The organism is Dyella sp. (genome assembly GCF_036746095.1).
GTDB lineage: Bacteria > Pseudomonadota > Gammaproteobacteria > Xanthomonadales > Rhodanobacteraceae > Dyella_B.
In genome coordinates this window covers 97,156-113,534 of sequence record NZ_DAIOEU010000007.1, presented here as the reverse complement: position 1 = coordinate 113,534, position 16,379 = coordinate 97,156, and the positions used below count along the sequence as shown (strand labels likewise).

Here is a 16,379-nt window from a genome sequence, read left to right as displayed (position 1 = left end):
CGATCGAAAGCTGATCAAGTGCTAACCTCGCCCTGCATCCATGCCACCCATTGCGCCACGATGGCTTGCGGCATTTTCATCCAGCTGAAATGATCCGCCGGCTGGCCCACAAGCTGGCCGGGTTCGATAATGCCCGTGCGCTTCGGCGCTTGCGGCATCTTATCCAGCAACCACGCCAAGGAACGCGATGGCGCAAGCCAGTCGTCGCGCAGTTGCAGTGCCAATACCGGCGACTGCAACGCCGCCAGCTGCCGCTCGATATCCACCGCCATGCCATGCGCGGCATAGCGTCCGGTGCGCCCGCTGCGTGACCAGTCCGCGATGACGCCACACGCCTCGTTGCCGCCAAAACCCAGCTTGCGTCCCGGTAGATAACCCAGCAATTGCGATAACGGTGCGGCCAGCGCCAGCGCGAGGTAAATCAACGGCGCATAGGAAAACGTGCGCCAATAGGGCGAGCCGCTCGCCACCAGCAAAATGCCGGTAACATCCTGGGGATGCAGGCCGGCATAAAGACACGCCAGTTGCCCGCCGAGGCTGTGGCCGCCTATCCAACATGTCGCGTCGGGCCAGTGCGCTCCTGCTTCGCGCACACCGGCATCGAGATCCCTTTCGAGCAACTGGCGATAACCCCAATCATGCTGGCGGTTTGCCCGGCAATTGCTGGAACCGATACCGCGCCATTCGTGTAAGGCGACCGCCATGCCGTGCGCAGCAAACGCTTCCGCCAGCGGCAAATAGTGTTTGGCTGCCACGCCCATGGCCGGCAGCCAATAAACCCGGTGCGCGGCAGGTTCGGCAGGCTGTACGCAAATCAGTTCGCTACGCGCGCCATCCGCGGCAGTAACCGGTACGGTAAAGGTCGATATGGCGCGGGTGGAAGACGGTTCGGGGAACGCTGACATCGGCACAGCTTACCTGGCCGCACCGAAACAAAAAGGCCGGCGCGAGGCCGGCCTTCGAATCATGGACGCAAGGACCTATGCCTTGCTTACTTCATCCGCTTGCAATCCCTTTTGCCCATTCACCACTTTGAACTCGACTTTGTCGCCTTCCTTGAGGCTTTTGAAGCCCTCACCTTTAATGGCGCGGAAATGCACAAATACGTCCGGGCCATTATCGCGGCTGATAAAGCCAAAGCCCTTGGCGTCGTTGAACCACTTCACTTTGCCCGTTTCACGTTGATCCGACATAAATCACTCCGTTGCGAACAGCGACTTTTCAAGACCAGCCGACCCACCCGAGCCGACGGCTTACTGGGAATGCTTCAGATCGGGTGGAACCATGCGGATGAATCGCCGCCCTGCGAACGCGCCTTACCAAGCAACCAGTGAATAAAGGATAATCAGTCTCGTGAAATAAAATGTGATGGAAAATTCACGCGAAATTCGCCTGAAAAACGAAAAAGCCAGGCAAAAAGCCTGGCTTTTTCACGACACCTTAATACTGTTTTTCAGATCGATTCCACTTCCTCTGCCTGCAAGCCTTTAGGTCCCTGCTTCGTCTGAAACTTGACCTTTTGGCCTTCCTTGAGCGAGCGGAATCCATTGCCCTTGATGGACTTGAAATGCACGAACAGGTCACCGCCCTTGTCGCTGCTGATGAACCCGTATCCTTTCGCATCGTTGAACCACTTGACTGTGCCTGTTGCTTCGTCCGACATGACTAACCCCATCCGTTCTAGCGCTAACCAATTAGAACCGTAACCCACCCGAGTCACGGCCACTGGGTATGCCGACAATCCTTCGTGCGCCCGGCGCAAACCGTTTATCCAACACGTGTTTTCTCGGCCAGCCAGCGGGCACAGCATAGTGATTTCCGTGAATTGATATGTGATGGAAAATTCACGCGCTGAATCACATTCAATAATCGCAGCCATACGAAAAACAAAAAAAAAAACCGGGCATTACGCCCGGCTTTTTTTTGAATCGAGTTATCTCGATTAGGCAATTAGGCCGGCATCACTTCGTCGGCCTGCAGACCCTTCTGGCCCTGCACTACCTTGAAGCTGACCTTCTGGCCTTCCTGCAGGCTCTTGAAGCCGTTGCCCTGGATCGCGCGGAAGTGCACGAAAACATCCGGGCCATTGTCGCGGCTGATGAAGCCGAAACCCTTGGCATCGTTGAACCATTTGACGGTACCGATCTGACGATCAGACATGTTGCTTACTCCAAACTCAAGTTTTCGAAAAGACTCGACCGCCAGACTGTGGGCGGTCTACTTACTGGTGTGCAAAGGAAAACCCAAGGGGTGAGCGATGAGGCGGATCGTAAATCAGCTGCATCGGGTCACATGACTCTGGTGACCTAAGGCAAACTCAGTGCGACCATCATACCTGTATTGATCGCCACAAGCGAATGCACGTTCAACAAGCATCCGTTTGGCGAAGCTGTATGCTTGGCGCCCCGTCTTTGTGATGGTTTTGTGATGACACCCATGAAACAGCGTAATGCGGTGATTTCCAGTCGTTTTCTCGGTGCCGGCATGCTGGTTGCCCTGGCCTTGTCGGTAGCCGGTTGCGGGCAGGGGGTGCGCAAGCCGCAGCCCGCCGTTCCTTCGCAAAAAGCCGCGCTTACCGGCATTCCCGCCTGCGACAGCTACCTGGACAGCTATCTGGCCTGCCACCGTGCAGCCGGCACCTATACCGCCGAAGCCCTGCAAACGCACTACCAGACCATGCGCGACACGCTGCTGCAGGAAGCCAATGATCCCGGCACGCGCCCTTACCTGGCCAATCGCTGCCTTGGGCTTACCCAGCAACTACAGGCAAGCCTGCAAGGCCGTGCCTGCACACCACCAAGCGTGCCGAACACCGCCTCTTCCCGCTAATCGTCAGCGCCAATACGCGCGCAATGCCGGCCCGAGCGAGGCCGGTCGGCATCGCCCCAGCCGCACGTCGGGCGTGCCATGCCACGCCGCGGCCGCGGAGATCGACGCGGCCACGTCGGCAAGCAGGCGGTGCGTTGGCAGCACGGCTTCCTCAAGAAACAGCGCCTTGATCTCGAACATTCCCTCAGCGCGATGCGCCTTGGCGTCAAGGCGCCCGATCAGGCGCCCGCGATGCAGGATCGGTAGCACGTAGTAGCCATAGCGCCGCTTGGCGGCTGGCACGTAGCACTCGATGGTGTAGTCGAAATCGAACATGGCGCGCACCCGCGCGCGATCCCACACCAATGGATCGAAGGGCGACAACACGGTGGTATGGGTCGCCCGCAAGCGCCCTGCACAGGCACTGTCGAGCAAGGCGGCATGATCGCGATGCACGTACGCAGCACTGTCCCAGCCGGCGACTTGTACGCGTAACAAGTCGCCCGAGCTCAGCAATGGTGCAAGTTCCTTCTCATCCACCGCGGGCTTGAGCCGGAAGTAATCGGCAATCCATCGCGCCTGCGTGATACCCAGCGCACGCACACTGTCGAGAATGAAGTGCTGCCGCAGCTCGGCAGTGGGGCGGCGCAGCACCGCATCGTCGAAGGGTGGATCGAGCTTGGCAAGCACGCGTTCGGCCAGATCGTAGACACGCTGGAAGCGTTCGCGGCGGGTCACCATCAATTCGCCTGAGGCAAACCATGCTTCAAGCCAGCGCTTCTCCGGCTTCCATTCCCACCAGCCCGACGCGGCGCGCTCGGCACGCTCGAAATCGGAAGCACGCACCGCACCGGTGGCGCGCACGCGTTCGAGCAAGGCATGCATTTCCTGCGGGTTGGTGTCACGAGCGCGCGCCGCATGCTTGTCCGCCCAGTGATTGCTTTGCGCCTGCGCACGCCATGCGCGATGAAAACCGATATCGGCAGCCGTGACGAAACAGGCTTCGTGTGCCCAGCATTCGGCAATGCGTCCGGCTTCCAATGTCTCTTCCAACCATGCTTGCGGATAAGCGCCCAGCCGCGCGAAGAGAACCAGATAAGGGCTGCGTGCAACGACGTGGATGCTGTCGATCTGCAGCAGGCGCATGCGCTGGATGGTCGCGACCAGATCTTCACGTCGAGCGCGGCGCTTGGATGCTTGCAGCAAACCTTGTGCAGCCAATTGCAAAGCACGAGCCTGTGAGAGTGTTAGAGCTTTGCTGCTCGATAAAAGTTCGCGCAAAGGGAGCCGCCTTCACTAAATGGAGACATCAATATTCTGCTTGGATTTACGCCCTTATTGCTAATTTGGACAGCAAGCTTGGCGGATAGCTGACGCACAGCCACCTCGCGCAAGCGCTGCAAGGAGCCAACTTAATGAAAACCCGTATCCCTACCCTCATCGCGATTCTCGGCACCGGCCTGCTTGCCGCAGGCATGGCATCGGCGCAAACGCAGAACCAGCCGATGCAACCACCCACCACATCTCCCACACAAAGCACCAGCAAGGCCAGCGTCAACAACGCAACCGCCAATACCGGCGGCAACGGGGCAAGCAGCGCCACCTTCAACACGGCCAAGGGCCAGGTCACCATCAACTCCACGATGGGTTCGGCCCCCTCCACCACCTCTCCGCCATCGTTCGAGCAACTGGCCAATGGCAAGAAATACATCAGCAAGGACGACGCCGAAGCGTATCCCCCGCTAGCCAACGATTTCGAATATGCCGCCCACAACGGCAGCCGCATCAGCAAGACGCAATACGAGAACTGGGTGAAGGACCTGAACTAGGCAAGACGCTTGTTTTTTTCACCTGCGCCGGCCGTCCTGAGACGACCGGCGTTTTTATTGCATCCATAGATGGCTAGACTTGCCGGGAGCGCGCCAGGAGTGGCGTTTTAGGAGCCTGCATGAAACCTTGGTCCGGCTTTCTGCTGGTCGGCCTGAGCGCCAACCTGATGGTGTCGCCAGTGCACGCGCAAAATGTTGCCCCCGCCGACATCAAGGCATGCACGGGGGTCAAGAACGACGCTCAGCGGCTTGCCTGCTATGACCGCGCCACCGGTCGCGCGCAGATGCCCGCCGCGCAAAAACGTAGCGAGCCCGCTGAGACGCCGGAATCCAAACTGTTCCATCCCGAACATGAGGTGGCCGACGCGTCGGAAAACACGCCCGCGCCACTTTCGTTGCTCGATAGCCGCTGGGAGCTTTCGCCGCAGAGCAAGCTGGGCACTTTCAACCTGCGTGGCTACAAACCGATTTACGTATTGCCGCTGTTCGCCACCACTCACCAGAACAATCTTCCCTACAGCCCCAATCCGGTCGACGCCGTACACACGCCGCTGGGCATGCAGAGTGTCGAAGGCAAGTTTCAACTGAGCCTAAAAACCAAGTTATGGCAGGGTGTGTTCGGCGATGCCGGCGATTTGTGGGTGGGCTACACCCAGGACTCCTATTGGCAGGTCTACAACGCCAAAATCTCGCGCCCGTTCCGCGAGACCGATTACGAACCCGAAGCCATGCTCGTATTCAATACCGACTACCACCTGTTCGGCTGGAACGGGCGGTTGCTGGGCATCGGCATTGATCATCAATCCAACGGTCAATCCGATCCCCAGTCGCGCAGCTGGAATCGCGTGATGGGGCAGGTCGGCTTCGAGCGCGCGAACTGGACGATCATCTTCCGTCCCTGGTGGCGCATCCCCGAATCCGACAAGGACGACAACAACCCGGATATCAGCAATTACATGGGCCGTGCCGACATGCAGATCATCCATGAGTGGAACGGCCAGGAATTCAGCTTGTTGCTGCGCGACTCGCTACGCGGCGGCAGCCGCCAGCATGGCGCCGGACGCTTTACCTGGAGTTTTCCGTTGGCCGGCAACCTGCGCGGCTACATGGAGTTCTTCAAGGGTTACGGCGAGAACATCCTCGACTACAACCACAACGCTACCTACCTTGGCGTTGGTATTTCGCTATTGGATTGGTATTGATGGCTGCGCGCCCTTCGTAAGGTCGATCCGGCCACTCTCAGCGCCACCACGCCGTCTTCGTGCCCGTCAGTATCTTCAACATCTGGCCGCGCGCCAGTCGCCCTAATGGGCCAAACGCAGCATCGCGCGCTATAGCCAGTGCGCTGCGTTCCGACTGAAACAGCGGCGTCAGCCATCGGCTGAGGCGCTGATAGACCGACAAGTGCGCGCGCCGGCGATGCGCATATGCCTGCAATGCCTCACCGATGCCAGAGCTCGCTGCCAGCGCCTGCGCCAACGCCTCGGCATCGAGCAATGCCATGTTCACGCCTTGCCCAAGCTGAGGGCTCATGGCGTGCGCGGCGTCACCCATAAATACGATCCGGCCATGTACCGGCGCGCGCATCACCACATCGCGATAGCGAGCGCGATTGAGGTGTTGCGGTGAATCGATGCCTTGCAGCAGCCCTGATGCTTCCGGCCATATCGCTGAGACGCGTTCACGCAAATGCTCGAAACCTCGCTCGTCGAACGCATCTACCTGATCGCCGGGCGCGCTGAAGTAAAACGTCAGCCAGCGCCCTGTATGGTTTACGCGACGGCCGACGGGCAGCAACCCGATCATCTCCCGCGTGCCGGCGTAGCGCTGCCGCAACTCATCGGGATACGGCCAGTCGTCTCCGGGCACCAGGCACCACAGCGCTCCCCACGGATACAGGGTTTCGCGTTGTAGCAAGTTCGGCGCGCAGCGGCGCAAACGGGAATGGGCACCATCGGCCACGACGATCAGGTCGAAGGGACCGTGGCATGTGCCTTCGGTATCAAACAGACTAAGCCCATCCTGCGCGATGTGGTCGATGCAAACGCCAGTACGCACCGCATGCGCATCCGGGTACGCCTCACGCAGCACGTTGAAAAGGCTGCCTCGCGTCATGCCCAGGCCGAAGCTGTCGGCCGCATGATGGGCATAGCGCATGTCCATCACCATGCGTCCGCGCTCATTGCAGCCGTGCAGGCGTTCGATGCGTTGCCCTTGCGCAAACGCCACGGCGTGCAGACCCAAGCGCGCGAGCACGCCCAAGCCGGTCGGCTGCAACAGGAACCCGGCGCCGACAGGCCGCAGCACCGGAGCCTGCTCGAACACGGTCAGCACATGGCCTTGCGCGTGCAGCATGATCGCCGCCGCCTGGCCGGCGGTGCCGTAGCCAACAATCGCGATGCGCAAGCGTCCTTGCATGCCGTGCGCCCTTTGGCGTCGAATCCCTTAGATAGCCGGCAGGCGCGGCTTAGTGATGATGGCCATCCGGACCGTGCACGTGCCCGTGCGAAAGCTCTTCCTCGCTGGCCGCACGCACGTCGGTCACCTGGATGTCGAAATGCAGCGTCTGGCCGGCCAGCGGATGGTTGCCGTCGATATGTACGGTGTCGCCATCGAGCTGGGTGACGGTAACGTGCACGACACCTTGCGGACCGTGCGCCTGGAACTGCATGCCGGGCTGGATATCGTCCACGCCCTGGAAAGCTTCGCGCGGCACGGCCTGCATCAGTTCCGCATGATGCACGCCGTAACCTTCCGCAGGCGCCACGTCGACCTTGAACTGATCGCCAGCCACGCGGCCGACCATCGCTTTTTCCAGGCCCGGCACGATCTGGCCGGTGCCATGCAGGTAAGTAAGCGGCTCGCGGCCCTCGGAGCTGTCGAGCACCTGACCCTGGTCGTCGGTAAGCGTGTAGTGGAAGGAAGCAACGGCGTTGTCGGCGATCTGCATGATGGTCTCGCTGGGTAAGGATGAGCGCCGACCTTGGCCGGCGGGGAATGTGCAAGCGTACCACCTGGCACTCGTGCCCCGGCCGAGGCATGCCACAATCCTTGGCAACTACCGGCGAATCCCCCCGTTTATGACGACGCTGCTTGAAGCCTGGCGCCACCGCCCGACGCACCGGCAAGTGTGGGCGCTGGCCGTACCGATGATCCTGTCCAACCTGACCGTGCCCTTGGTGGCACTGGTGGACAGCACCGTGGCCGGCCACCTGCCGCTCACGCAAGACCTCGGTGCCGTCACCGTGGGCAGCGCGGTGTATGCCCTGCCCGTGTGGAGTTTCGGTTTCCTGCGCATGGGCACTACCGGTTTTGCCGCGCAGGCCAAGGGCGCGGGTGATACTTCGGCGGTCCGCACCGTGCAAGCGCAGGCCTTGCTGCTTGCCGCGATGCTTGGCGTGCTGGCGGGCGTCCTGATGGTGCCGCTGTTGCCGTGGCTGGTCGGGCAGATGCACTCCACCCCGCTTATGACCGGCCGCGCATTGGATTACCTGCATCTGCGCCTATTGGGCCTACCAGCGGCGCTACTCAACTATGCGCTCGCCGGCTGGTTCATCGGCGTGCAACGTGCGCGCACCACGCTCAGCCTGCTGCTGGTGACGAACCTGGTCAACATCGCGCTCAATCTGCTGTTCGTGCTCGGATTCGGCTGGGGTGTGCCAGGCATCGCGCTCGCCTCCGTAGTGGGCGAATGGTGCGGCGCTTTGTACGGCATGTGGCAGGCGCGTCGCGTGTTGCGCGGCTTCGGCGGCCAGGTGGATTGGCAAGCCATGGCCGCGTGGCAGCACTGGTTGCCGCTATTGCGCGTGAATCGCGACATTTTTGTGCGAACGATCGCCCTGGAAGGTGTGTTCTTCAGCCTTTCGCTGTTGGGTGCGAGGATTGGCGATGCCACCGTCGCCGCCAATGCGCTCTTGCTCAACGGCCTGTTTCTGACCGCGTTTGCGCTCGATGGGTTGGCCAATGCGGTGGAAGCCTTGTGCGGCCACGCCATCGGTGCCCGCGACCCGCATGCACTGCGCCGCGCCCTGGTGGTGGCGGGCGGATGGTCATTGATCGGTAGCATCGGTTTTGCATTGTTCTTCAGCAGCGCGGGGCATCTGTTCGTCAATTTGCAGACCAGCCTTCCCGAAGTGCGCCATGTCGCGTACCGCTGCTTGCCGTGGTTGGCGGCACTGCCGTTGGTCGGCGTGTGGAGCTATCTGCTCGATGGCCTGTTCATCGGCGCGACGCGTGCACGGGAGATGCGCGATGGCATGCTTGTTTCCGTGTTGTTCTTCGCGTTGCTCGCATGGCTCACGCGCAGCCTTGGCAATGAAGGATTGTGGTTGACGTTTCTCGCCTTCATGGCGATGCGCGCCGTGAGCCTGGGTTGGCTGGGCTTGCGTTTACGCCGACAACGCGCGTGGATCGCGTGAGCTACCGCGCGCTTTATCGTTTCCGCATACTGGCGCCCATGAAACTCTCGCCCTTCCTGTTACGGATCTGCGCGGCATGCATGCTGTTGGGCGGCATGGCCGGCACGCACGCTTACGCCGACACCTCGATCGCCGGGACGATGACGCGCGAACAGCTCGCCAACGCCATCGACGAACAGATCCAACAACCGCGCTTCAATGCCGCCAGCTGGGGCATTGCCGTGGTATCGCTCGATACCGGCCGCACGGTGTATGCGCACGACGCCGACCGACTGCTGCAACCGGCGTCCACCGCCAAGCTCTACACCGCCGCGTTGGTGCTGGACACCATCGGCACCGACTACCGCATTCCCACGCAACTGCTTGCCACGCGCCAAGTCATCCAGGGTCGGCTGCAAGGTCCGTTGATCTTGCGCGGCATGGGTGATCCGACGCTCGGCACGCCGGGCACCAACATGGATTGGGCCGATCAACTGGCCGAACAGGTGGCCGCCAGCGGCATGCATGACGTGCAAGGCGACCTGATCGCCGACGACAGCTACTTCCAGGGGCCGCAGACGGGGTCCGGCTGGGAAGCGCGTGACCTGCAAAGCTGGTTCGCGGTACCGGCTTCGGCGCTCAGCGTGCAGGAAAACGTGGCCGATCTCACCGTGGCTCCGGCAAATATCCCAGGTCATCCTGCATCGCTGATGCTTGATCCGCCCGGCACCCTCATGCACCTGGTGAACAACCTTGAGACCGGCGCACGCGACAGTCGCCCCGACATCAATCTCTACCGCGCACCGGGCACTGACAGCTTGTATGCCTTCGGCACGATTCCCGCCCATGCGGAAACACAAACCTACAAGCTCGCCATGGCGGATCCGGCCTGGTACGCCGGCACGCATTTGCGCGAAGCGCTGGAACGCCACGGCGTGCGGATCCATGGCAACTTGCGCGTGCGGCATTGGCCGGAACAGGACAGCACCGATCTCGGCAAGGCCGTGGTGTTGGCGCAAGTACTGTCGCCGCCGGTAATGGACATTCTCGATCGCGGCTTGAAGCGCTCGCAAAATCTGTATCTGCAAAACCTGCTGCAGATCGCCGGCGTGAAAGCGCAGGCCAATGCCGAACAATCGGGTGATCCCCCGGCCGGCTTTCGAAGCAGCGATGCCTGGGGCATCCGTGCGCTCAAGCAATTGCTCGACAGCATCGGCATCGCGCCGGGCATGGCGCAGATCGAAGACGGCGCAGGCCTGTCGCGACAGGACCTTTCCACGGCCAACGCGATGGTGCATCTGTTGACCTACCTTGCCCACCAACCCTATGGCGATGCCTTGCGCAATGCCCTGCCCTCAGCCGGCGTGGACGGCACGCTCCAATGGCGCATGCGCCATACGGCCGCGGCGGACAACGTGCATGCCAAGACCGGCAGCATGGGCAATGTGCGCTGCCTGGTGGGCTATGTGACGACGGCAGCCGGTGAGCATCTGGCGTTCGCGATCATGCTCAACAACTTTGTGCGTGGCGAGGATGAGCCGAGCCCGAGCCGCAATCTGGATGCGATTGTGGAGTTGTTGGCGTCGTTCCAAGGGCACAGTTGAGCGGACTCCATGAAACACAACCCCAGCCACGTGGCCGTTATTCCCATAGCGCCCTACGTTCACCGTTTCGCCAAATCCTTCTCGATCTTCTCCGGCGTGTCATTGGGCGCATAACGCTTCACTACCTTGCCCTGCGCATCAACCAGAAATTTGGTGAAGTTCCACTTGATCGACTCGCTACCCAACAAACCCTTGGCTTCTTTCTTCAGCCACTGATACAGCGGATGGGTATTGTCGCCGTTGACCTCGATCTTGGCGAACATGGGAAAGGTCACATCGTAGGTGGTTGAGCAGAACTGCTTGATTTCCGCCTCGTCGCCCGGCTCCTGATGGCCGAACTGGTCGCAGGGAAAACCCAGCACGGCCACGCCCTGCTCGCGATGCTTTCGCCACAGCTCTTCCAACCCCTTGTATTGCGGGGTAAAGCCGCACTTGGAGGCCACGTTGACGATCAGCAGGGTCTTGCCGCGCCAATCACCCAGTGAACGCTCGTTGCCATCGATGTCGCGCGCGCTGAAGTCGTATACGGTGGTCATGTCATCGCTCCGGTCCTATCCACTACACAGGTTGGGTTGGCGCAAGCGTAACCCAACTATGTCTCGCGCCTGGAAAGGATTCCCCTGCGCACTGCCGTCACCCAAGTGGCATAGAATGCCCGCCTTCGACCCATCGTCCAGGCCCACCGTGATCCGCTTCATCGACGTGCACAAATCCTACCGTGTCGACGGCAAGGACATTCCGGCGCTGGAGCCTTTCGGCCTGGAGATCGCCGATGGCGAGGTGTTCGGCATCATCGGTCACTCAGGCGCCGGCAAGTCCACGCTGATCCGGCTGATCAACCTGTTGGAGCGGCCCAGCGGCGGGCGCATCCTGATCGGCGATATCGAGATCACCACGCTGCCCGATGACGCACTGCGCACCGCCAGGCAGCACATCGGCATGATCTTCCAGCACTTCAACCTGCTCTCCTCGCAGACCGTCACGGAGAACATCGCCTTTCCGATGCGCCTGGCCGGCAACAAGGATGCGAAGACGATCCGCGCACGCGTGGATGAGCTATTGCAGCGCGTCGGCCTGACCGCGCATGCGAACAAATATCCCTCGCAGCTTTCCGGCGGGCAGAAGCAGCGTGTGGGCATTGCGCGTGCCCTGGCCAACCATCCGTCGATTTTGCTATGCGACGAAGCGACCAGTGCGCTCGACCCGCAAACCACCGCCTCCGTGCTCGATCTGCTGGCCGAGATCAATCGCGAATTGAAACTTACCATCGTGCTGATTACGCACGAGATGGATGTCGTGCGCCGCGTGTGCGATCGCGTGGCGGTCCTGGATACCGGGCGCATCGTGGAGCATGGCGCCGTGGCCGACGTGTTCCTGCATCCGCAACACCCGACCACGCGGCGCTTCGTCAGCGAGGCGCTGCCGGAAGAAACGGCCGGCGAGCACGCCATCTACGAACACGTGCCCGGCCGCATCATGCGGCTTTCCTTCCGCGGCGAAGCCACCTGGTCGCCCACGCTGGGGCGTGTCACGCGCGAAACCGGCGTGGATTTCAACATCCTGGCCGGCCGCATCGATCGCATCAAAGACCTGCCCTATGGCCAGCTGACCCTGGCCATGCAGGGCGACAACGTGGATGGTGCCCTGCGCGCATTGCGCGAAGCCGGCATCGACGTGGAGGAACTTGCCCGATGATCATCAGCGAACTGCCCCTGCTGCACACGCTGTTCCCCAACATCGACGACTGGGGCGAAATGGGCCAGGCGTGCATCGACACGTTGCTGATGCTCGGCGGTTCGCTGCTGCTCACGGTGATCATCGGCCTGCCGTTGGGCGTGCTGCTGTTCCTCACCGGCAAAGGACAGTTGCACGCGATGCCCAAGCTGTATGGCGTGCTGTCGCTGGTGGTGAACGTACTGCGCTCAGTGCCTTTCATCATTTTGATGATCGTGCTAATGCCGCTTACCTACGTGCTGGTCGGTACCAAGCTCGGCATTCGCGGTGCGATTCCGCCCTTGGTGATCGGCGCCGCGCCATTCTTTGCGCGACTGGTGGAAACATCGTTGCGCGAAGTGGAGCACGGCGTGATCGAAGCCTCGCAAGCCATGGGCGCCACGACTTGGCAGATCGTCCGCCACGTATTGCTGCCGGAGGCGCGCGCCAGCTTGTGGGCGGGTGTCACGGTGACTGCCGTGGCGCTGGTCGGCTACACCGCCATGGGTGGCGCGATCGGCTCCGGCGGCCTGGGCGACCTGGCCTATCGGTACGGCTACCTGAGCTACAAATCCGACTACATGGTGGTGACGGTGCTGCTGCTGATCGTACTCGTCCAGATCCTGCAGATGCTGGGCGATCGCATCGTGGTGCATTACAGCCGGCGATAATCCCCTCGCTCTTTTGCATCCGGCCGTATGGATGGCTATTCTGGCGCACCGCACAAGGATAGCCTTCCCATGAAAATGCTGCTTTTCCTGGCTGCCACGGCACTGCTCGTGGCCGGCTGCTCATCATCCGGCCCCGGCAATTCCAACGGCCAGACGCTGACCGTGGCGGCTACCGCCGTGCCGCATGCGGAAATCCTCAAGGAAGTGAAGCCGATCCTGGCGAAGGAAGGGGTGAACCTGGACATCAAGGTATTTGCCGACTACGTGCAGCCCAACACGCAAGTGGCCGAAAAGAGCATCGACCTGAACTACTTCCAGACCAAGCCGTACCTGGACACGTTCAACCGCGAGCATGGCACGCAACTGGTGATCATCACGGGCGTGCATATCGAGCCCTTCGGTGCGTACTCGCACAAGTACAAGTCGATCGACCAGCTTCCCAACGGTGCCACCGTGACCTTGCCCAACGATCCGAGCAACCAGGGCCGTGCCCTGCTGCTGCTGGCCCACAATGGCCTGATCACGCTGAAAGACCCGAACAACGAACTGGCTACGCCGAAGGACGTCGCCACCAATCCGAAGAACCTGGTGTTCAAGCCGCTGGAAGCGGCGATGCTGCCGCGCACCTTGGACGAAGTGGATCTGGCGCTGATCAACACCAACTATGCACTGGCCGCCGGCCTCAGCCCGACCAAGGACGCGCTGCTGATCGAAGACAAGAACTCACCCTACGTGAATTACCTGGTTGGACGTCCGGACAACAAGGACGATCCGCGCGTGCAGAAACTGGCCAAGGCGCTGACCAGCCCGGAAGTGAGGGCGTTTATCGAGCAGAAGTATCACGGGGCCGTGTTGCCGGCGTTTTGAGGCTCCACCCTTTTCGCATAACCATATGGCTGTCATTTCCACGCAAGCGCGAATGACAGCCACATTTTTACCTCACGCTGCAGATTCCGCTTCCATCAATACCGGAATCTCGAATACCTGCCGCAGGTAAGCGAGGTACGCCTTGTCCTCGCACATGTTCTTGCCCGGCGAATCACTGAGCTTCGCCACCGGCTGCCCATTGCAGCGGACCATCTTGATCACGATGTTGAGCGGCGTGGGGCCCACGTCATTGGTGAGGTTGGTGCCCACCCCGAACGCGAGCTGGCAACGTCCGTGGAAATGCTTGAACAGCTCCATCACCTTCGGGATGCTCAAGCTGTCGCTGAATACCAGGATCTTGCTGCGCGGATCGACACGGTTGGCCTTGTAATGCGCCAGCACGCGCTCGCCCCAGGCGAAGGGGTCGCCTGAATCATGGCGGGTGCCATCGAACAGCTTGCAGAAGTACATGTCGAAGTCGCGCAGGAACGCCGTGAGGCCATAGACATCCGATAGCGCAATGCCAAGGTCGCCGCGGTATTCCTTGGCCCAGGCTTCCAGCGCCGCCACCTGCGAATCGCGCAAGCGCGGACCCAGCGCCTGGTGTGCCTGCAAGTACTCGTGCGCCAGCGTGCCGAGCGGACGCAAGCCAAGCTGCCAGGCCAACCACACGTTGCTGCTGCCGGCCAGCTGCGAGCCGAGGCCCTGGTGCAGCGTTTCCGCCACTTCGCGATGCCACTCGCGCGAGAAGCGCCGGCGCGTACCGTAATCGGCGATGCGGCAGTCCTGGTACCCGGGTGTGTCACGCAACAGCGCAATTTTTTCCTTCAGGCGCCTGCGCCCTTCGGCCAGGTCCAGGCCCGCATGCGTGTGGCGGAAATACACTTCGTTAACGATCGCCAGCAACGGCACTTCAAAAAGAATCGTGTGCAGCCAAGGACCGACAATGCGGATCTCGATCTCACCGTTATTTAACGGGGACGGCGTGATCTCCACATATTTCGCATTGAGCTGGAACAGGCCGAGGAAGTCGACGAAATCACTCTTGATGAAGCGCCAGCCGCGCAGGTACTCAAGTTCCGCCTCGGTGAAGCGCAGGCTGCACAGCGCGTGCAGTTCGGCGCGAATCTCTTCGATGTACGGCACCAGGTCGATGCCCGGATTACGGCACTTGAAGCGGTACTCCACCTGCGCGGCAGGATACTGATGCAACACCACTTGCATCATGGAGAATTTGTAGAGATCGGTGTCGAGCAGGGAGCTGACGATCATGGAGCGGCCATGTCGGGGGAAAGAGAAGCGGCGCGTGCGGCGCGCGGCATCTGGCGATTATCCCGCCTAAGTCCCGGCCGTGAATAGTCAGTGCAGAACTGGAAAAGATAAAACCCCGGCAGCCAGGGGAATAACTGCCGGGGTTTGTTAGGTCGCGTTCCGGGGGGAGGGTAAACTTGGAACCGACCCCTGGATACCCCGATGATCTGCGGCATCCTCTTGTCGCCTCACGGCGATTCGAAGAGTTAGTGTGTCCGGTATGGATGAAGTTCAAGGCCCCGGTCGAATTGGTTCAGGTTTCTGATAAGTAACCGCAACGCCATCGATGGTTTCATCTGCACCGTTTTCCCAACTCCTTGTCAGTCAAATACGTAAAGGCCCACGCATGAGCATCCTGCATCGATGTCTTGCCCTGTTCGCACTGTGCTGCGTCCTGCCGCTGCACGCGGCGGATCTGCGTATCGATGTAGGCCCCAGTGCCCATGTCTGGACGACTGCTCAATTATTGAGCAACCAAAATGCACAGAGCGTGACGATTCCCGACGACGTTGCGTTCCACCGCAGCATGACGTATCGCGCCATGCCCCTGCGCGCATTACTGCCTGAGCTTGCACAGGGCGAACGTTTAAAATTTGTTGCGAACGACGGCTTCTCGGTCGACATTCCCGCGGATGCATTGCTCAATCGGTCAGGCGCGCAAGCGTGGCTGGCGGTGGAAGATCCACAGCATCCCTGGCCAGCGTTGCCTGGCCATAAAGGTGACGCAGGTCCCTTCTACGTCGTGTGGACAAAGCCGGCCGCTGCCCACATCGGCAGCGAATATTGGCCGTACCAGTTGGCGCGCATCGAACGTGTGCAAGACGTGGCCTCGCGCTTTCCCGCCACCGCACCGGCAGCTTCGGTGCCTGCGGACAGTCCTGTGCGCCAGGGCTATGCGGTGTTCCAGCGCACCTGCTTTGCCTGCCACACGCTCAACGGCGAAGGCGACGCGCACATGGGGCCGGATCTCAATATTCCCCACAGCCCAACCGAATACCTCAGCACCGACATGCTGCGCGCCTTCGTCCGCAACCCGCAATCGCTGCGCCGCTGGCCGGAAGGCAAAATGGCTGGCTTCCCCACGCAGCAATCACTATCGGATGCGGATCTTGATGCGGTGATCGCTTACTTGAAGTACATGGCGCAGCACAAAGTGCAGAAATAATCTGCGAGGTATTG

General features: G+C 61.0%; 18 protein-coding genes. 9 read left to right on the top strand and 9 right to left on the bottom strand.

What is annotated here, in order from left to right; genetic code table 11:
* Positions 1–14 precede the first annotated feature (14 nt).
* From V7M64_RS05515 to V7M64_RS05500, 4 genes are all read right to left on the bottom strand, one after another.
* Entirely contained in the window at positions 15–905 is an 891-nt protein-coding gene (locus tag V7M64_RS05515) for an alpha/beta fold hydrolase (RefSeq protein ID WP_333677619.1), read from the bottom strand.
* Positions 906–980: 75 nt separating this feature from the next.
* Positions 981–1,193 carry a cold-shock protein gene (locus V7M64_RS05510; protein WP_333677618.1) on the bottom strand — a complete coding sequence of 71 codons (213 nt, stop codon included), beginning with the start codon at positions 1,191–1,193 and terminating at the stop codon, positions 981–983.
* Between the two features lie 260 nt (positions 1,194–1,453).
* Positions 1,454–1,663: a cold-shock protein gene (locus V7M64_RS05505; protein WP_333677616.1), complete on the bottom strand. Its 210-nt coding sequence runs from the start codon at positions 1,661–1,663 to the stop codon at positions 1,454–1,456.
* Positions 1,664–1,950: 287 nt separating this feature from the next.
* Positions 1,951–2,160 carry a cold-shock protein gene (locus V7M64_RS05500; protein WP_204683989.1) on the bottom strand — a complete coding sequence of 70 codons (210 nt, stop codon included), beginning with the start codon at positions 2,158–2,160 and terminating at the stop codon, positions 1,951–1,953.
* 276 nt (positions 2,161–2,436) lie between these two features.
* Between V7M64_RS05500 and V7M64_RS05495 the strand changes: the two genes are divergently transcribed.
* Positions 2,437–2,829: a hypothetical protein gene (locus tag V7M64_RS05495; protein WP_333677612.1), complete on the top strand. Its 393-nt coding sequence runs from the start codon at positions 2,437–2,439 to the stop codon at positions 2,827–2,829.
* Between the two features lie 3 nt (positions 2,830–2,832).
* Here V7M64_RS05495 and V7M64_RS05490 read toward each other — a convergent pair whose 3' ends face one another.
* A complete protein-coding gene (locus tag V7M64_RS05490) occupies positions 2,833–4,035 on the bottom strand; it encodes a crosslink repair DNA glycosylase YcaQ family protein (RefSeq protein ID WP_333677611.1) in 1,203 nt (400 codons plus the stop codon).
* Between the two features lie 188 nt (positions 4,036–4,223).
* On the opposite strand from V7M64_RS05490, the gene V7M64_RS05485 reads away from it, so the two are divergent.
* Both V7M64_RS05485 and V7M64_RS05480 read left to right on the top strand, forming a co-directional pair.
* A complete protein-coding gene (locus tag V7M64_RS05485) occupies positions 4,224–4,637 on the top strand; it encodes a hypothetical protein (RefSeq protein WP_333677609.1) in 414 nt (137 codons plus the stop codon).
* Between the two features lie 119 nt (positions 4,638–4,756).
* Positions 4,757–5,839, top strand: coding sequence for a phospholipase A (locus V7M64_RS05480; RefSeq protein WP_333677607.1), 1,083 nt, complete (start codon positions 4,757–4,759; stop codon positions 5,837–5,839).
* A gap of 37 nt (positions 5,840–5,876) precedes the next feature.
* Here the strand turns inward: V7M64_RS05480 and V7M64_RS05475 are convergent, their stop codons facing one another.
* Positions 5,877–7,055, bottom strand: coding sequence for an NAD(P)/FAD-dependent oxidoreductase (locus V7M64_RS05475; RefSeq protein ID WP_333677606.1), 1,179 nt, complete (start codon positions 7,053–7,055; stop codon positions 5,877–5,879).
* Positions 7,056–7,104: 49 nt separating this feature from the next.
* Positions 7,105–7,587: a peptidylprolyl isomerase gene (locus V7M64_RS05470; protein WP_333677605.1), complete on the bottom strand. Its 483-nt coding sequence runs from the start codon at positions 7,585–7,587 to the stop codon at positions 7,105–7,107.
* 130 nt (positions 7,588–7,717) lie between these two features.
* Here V7M64_RS05470 and V7M64_RS05465 point away from each other — a divergent pair, with 130 nt between their 5' ends.
* The gene (locus tag V7M64_RS05465; protein ID WP_333677603.1) at positions 7,718–9,055 is read left to right on the top strand and encodes an MATE family efflux transporter; all 1,338 of its coding nucleotides are present in this window, start codon (positions 7,718–7,720) and stop codon (positions 9,053–9,055) included.
* Between the two features lie 38 nt (positions 9,056–9,093).
* Entirely contained in the window at positions 9,094–10,638 is a 1,545-nt protein-coding gene (gene dacB, locus V7M64_RS05460; protein WP_333677602.1) for a D-alanyl-D-alanine carboxypeptidase/D-alanyl-D-alanine-endopeptidase, read from the top strand.
* A 59-nt stretch (positions 10,639–10,697) separates the two neighbouring features.
* On the opposite strand, the gene V7M64_RS05455 is transcribed toward dacB, so the two are convergent.
* Complete coding sequence (locus V7M64_RS05455; RefSeq protein WP_333677601.1) at positions 10,698–11,174, bottom strand: glutathione peroxidase; 477 nt, start codon at positions 11,172–11,174, stop codon at positions 10,698–10,700.
* A gap of 148 nt (positions 11,175–11,322) precedes the next feature.
* Here V7M64_RS05455 and V7M64_RS05450 point away from each other — a divergent pair, with 148 nt between their 5' ends.
* The 3 genes from V7M64_RS05450 (at position 11,323) to V7M64_RS05440 (ending at position 13,889) form a co-directional block, all read left to right on the top strand.
* Positions 11,323–12,333: a methionine ABC transporter ATP-binding protein gene (locus V7M64_RS05450; protein ID WP_333677641.1), complete on the top strand. Its 1,011-nt coding sequence runs from the start codon at positions 11,323–11,325 to the stop codon at positions 12,331–12,333.
* A complete protein-coding gene (locus tag V7M64_RS05445) occupies positions 12,330–13,022 on the top strand; it encodes a methionine ABC transporter permease (RefSeq protein ID WP_333677600.1) in 693 nt (230 codons plus the stop codon). The genes V7M64_RS05450 and V7M64_RS05445 overlap by 4 nt, the downstream gene beginning before the upstream one ends.
* 69 nt (positions 13,023–13,091) lie before the next feature.
* Positions 13,092–13,889 carry a MetQ/NlpA family ABC transporter substrate-binding protein gene (locus V7M64_RS05440; protein WP_333677599.1) on the top strand — a complete coding sequence of 266 codons (798 nt, stop codon included), beginning with the start codon at positions 13,092–13,094 and terminating at the stop codon, positions 13,887–13,889.
* A 72-nt stretch (positions 13,890–13,961) separates the two neighbouring features.
* On the opposite strand, the gene pncB is transcribed toward V7M64_RS05440, so the two are convergent.
* On the bottom strand, positions 13,962–15,161 hold the full coding sequence (gene pncB, locus V7M64_RS05435) for a nicotinate phosphoribosyltransferase (protein ID WP_333677597.1): 1,200 nt from the start codon (positions 15,159–15,161) through the stop codon (positions 13,962–13,964).
* Between the two features lie 385 nt (positions 15,162–15,546).
* On the opposite strand from pncB, the gene V7M64_RS05430 reads away from it, so the two are divergent.
* Positions 15,547–16,365, top strand: coding sequence for a cytochrome c (locus tag V7M64_RS05430; protein ID WP_333677596.1), 819 nt, complete (start codon positions 15,547–15,549; stop codon positions 16,363–16,365).
* The last annotated feature ends 14 nt before the right edge of the window (positions 16,366–16,379 follow it).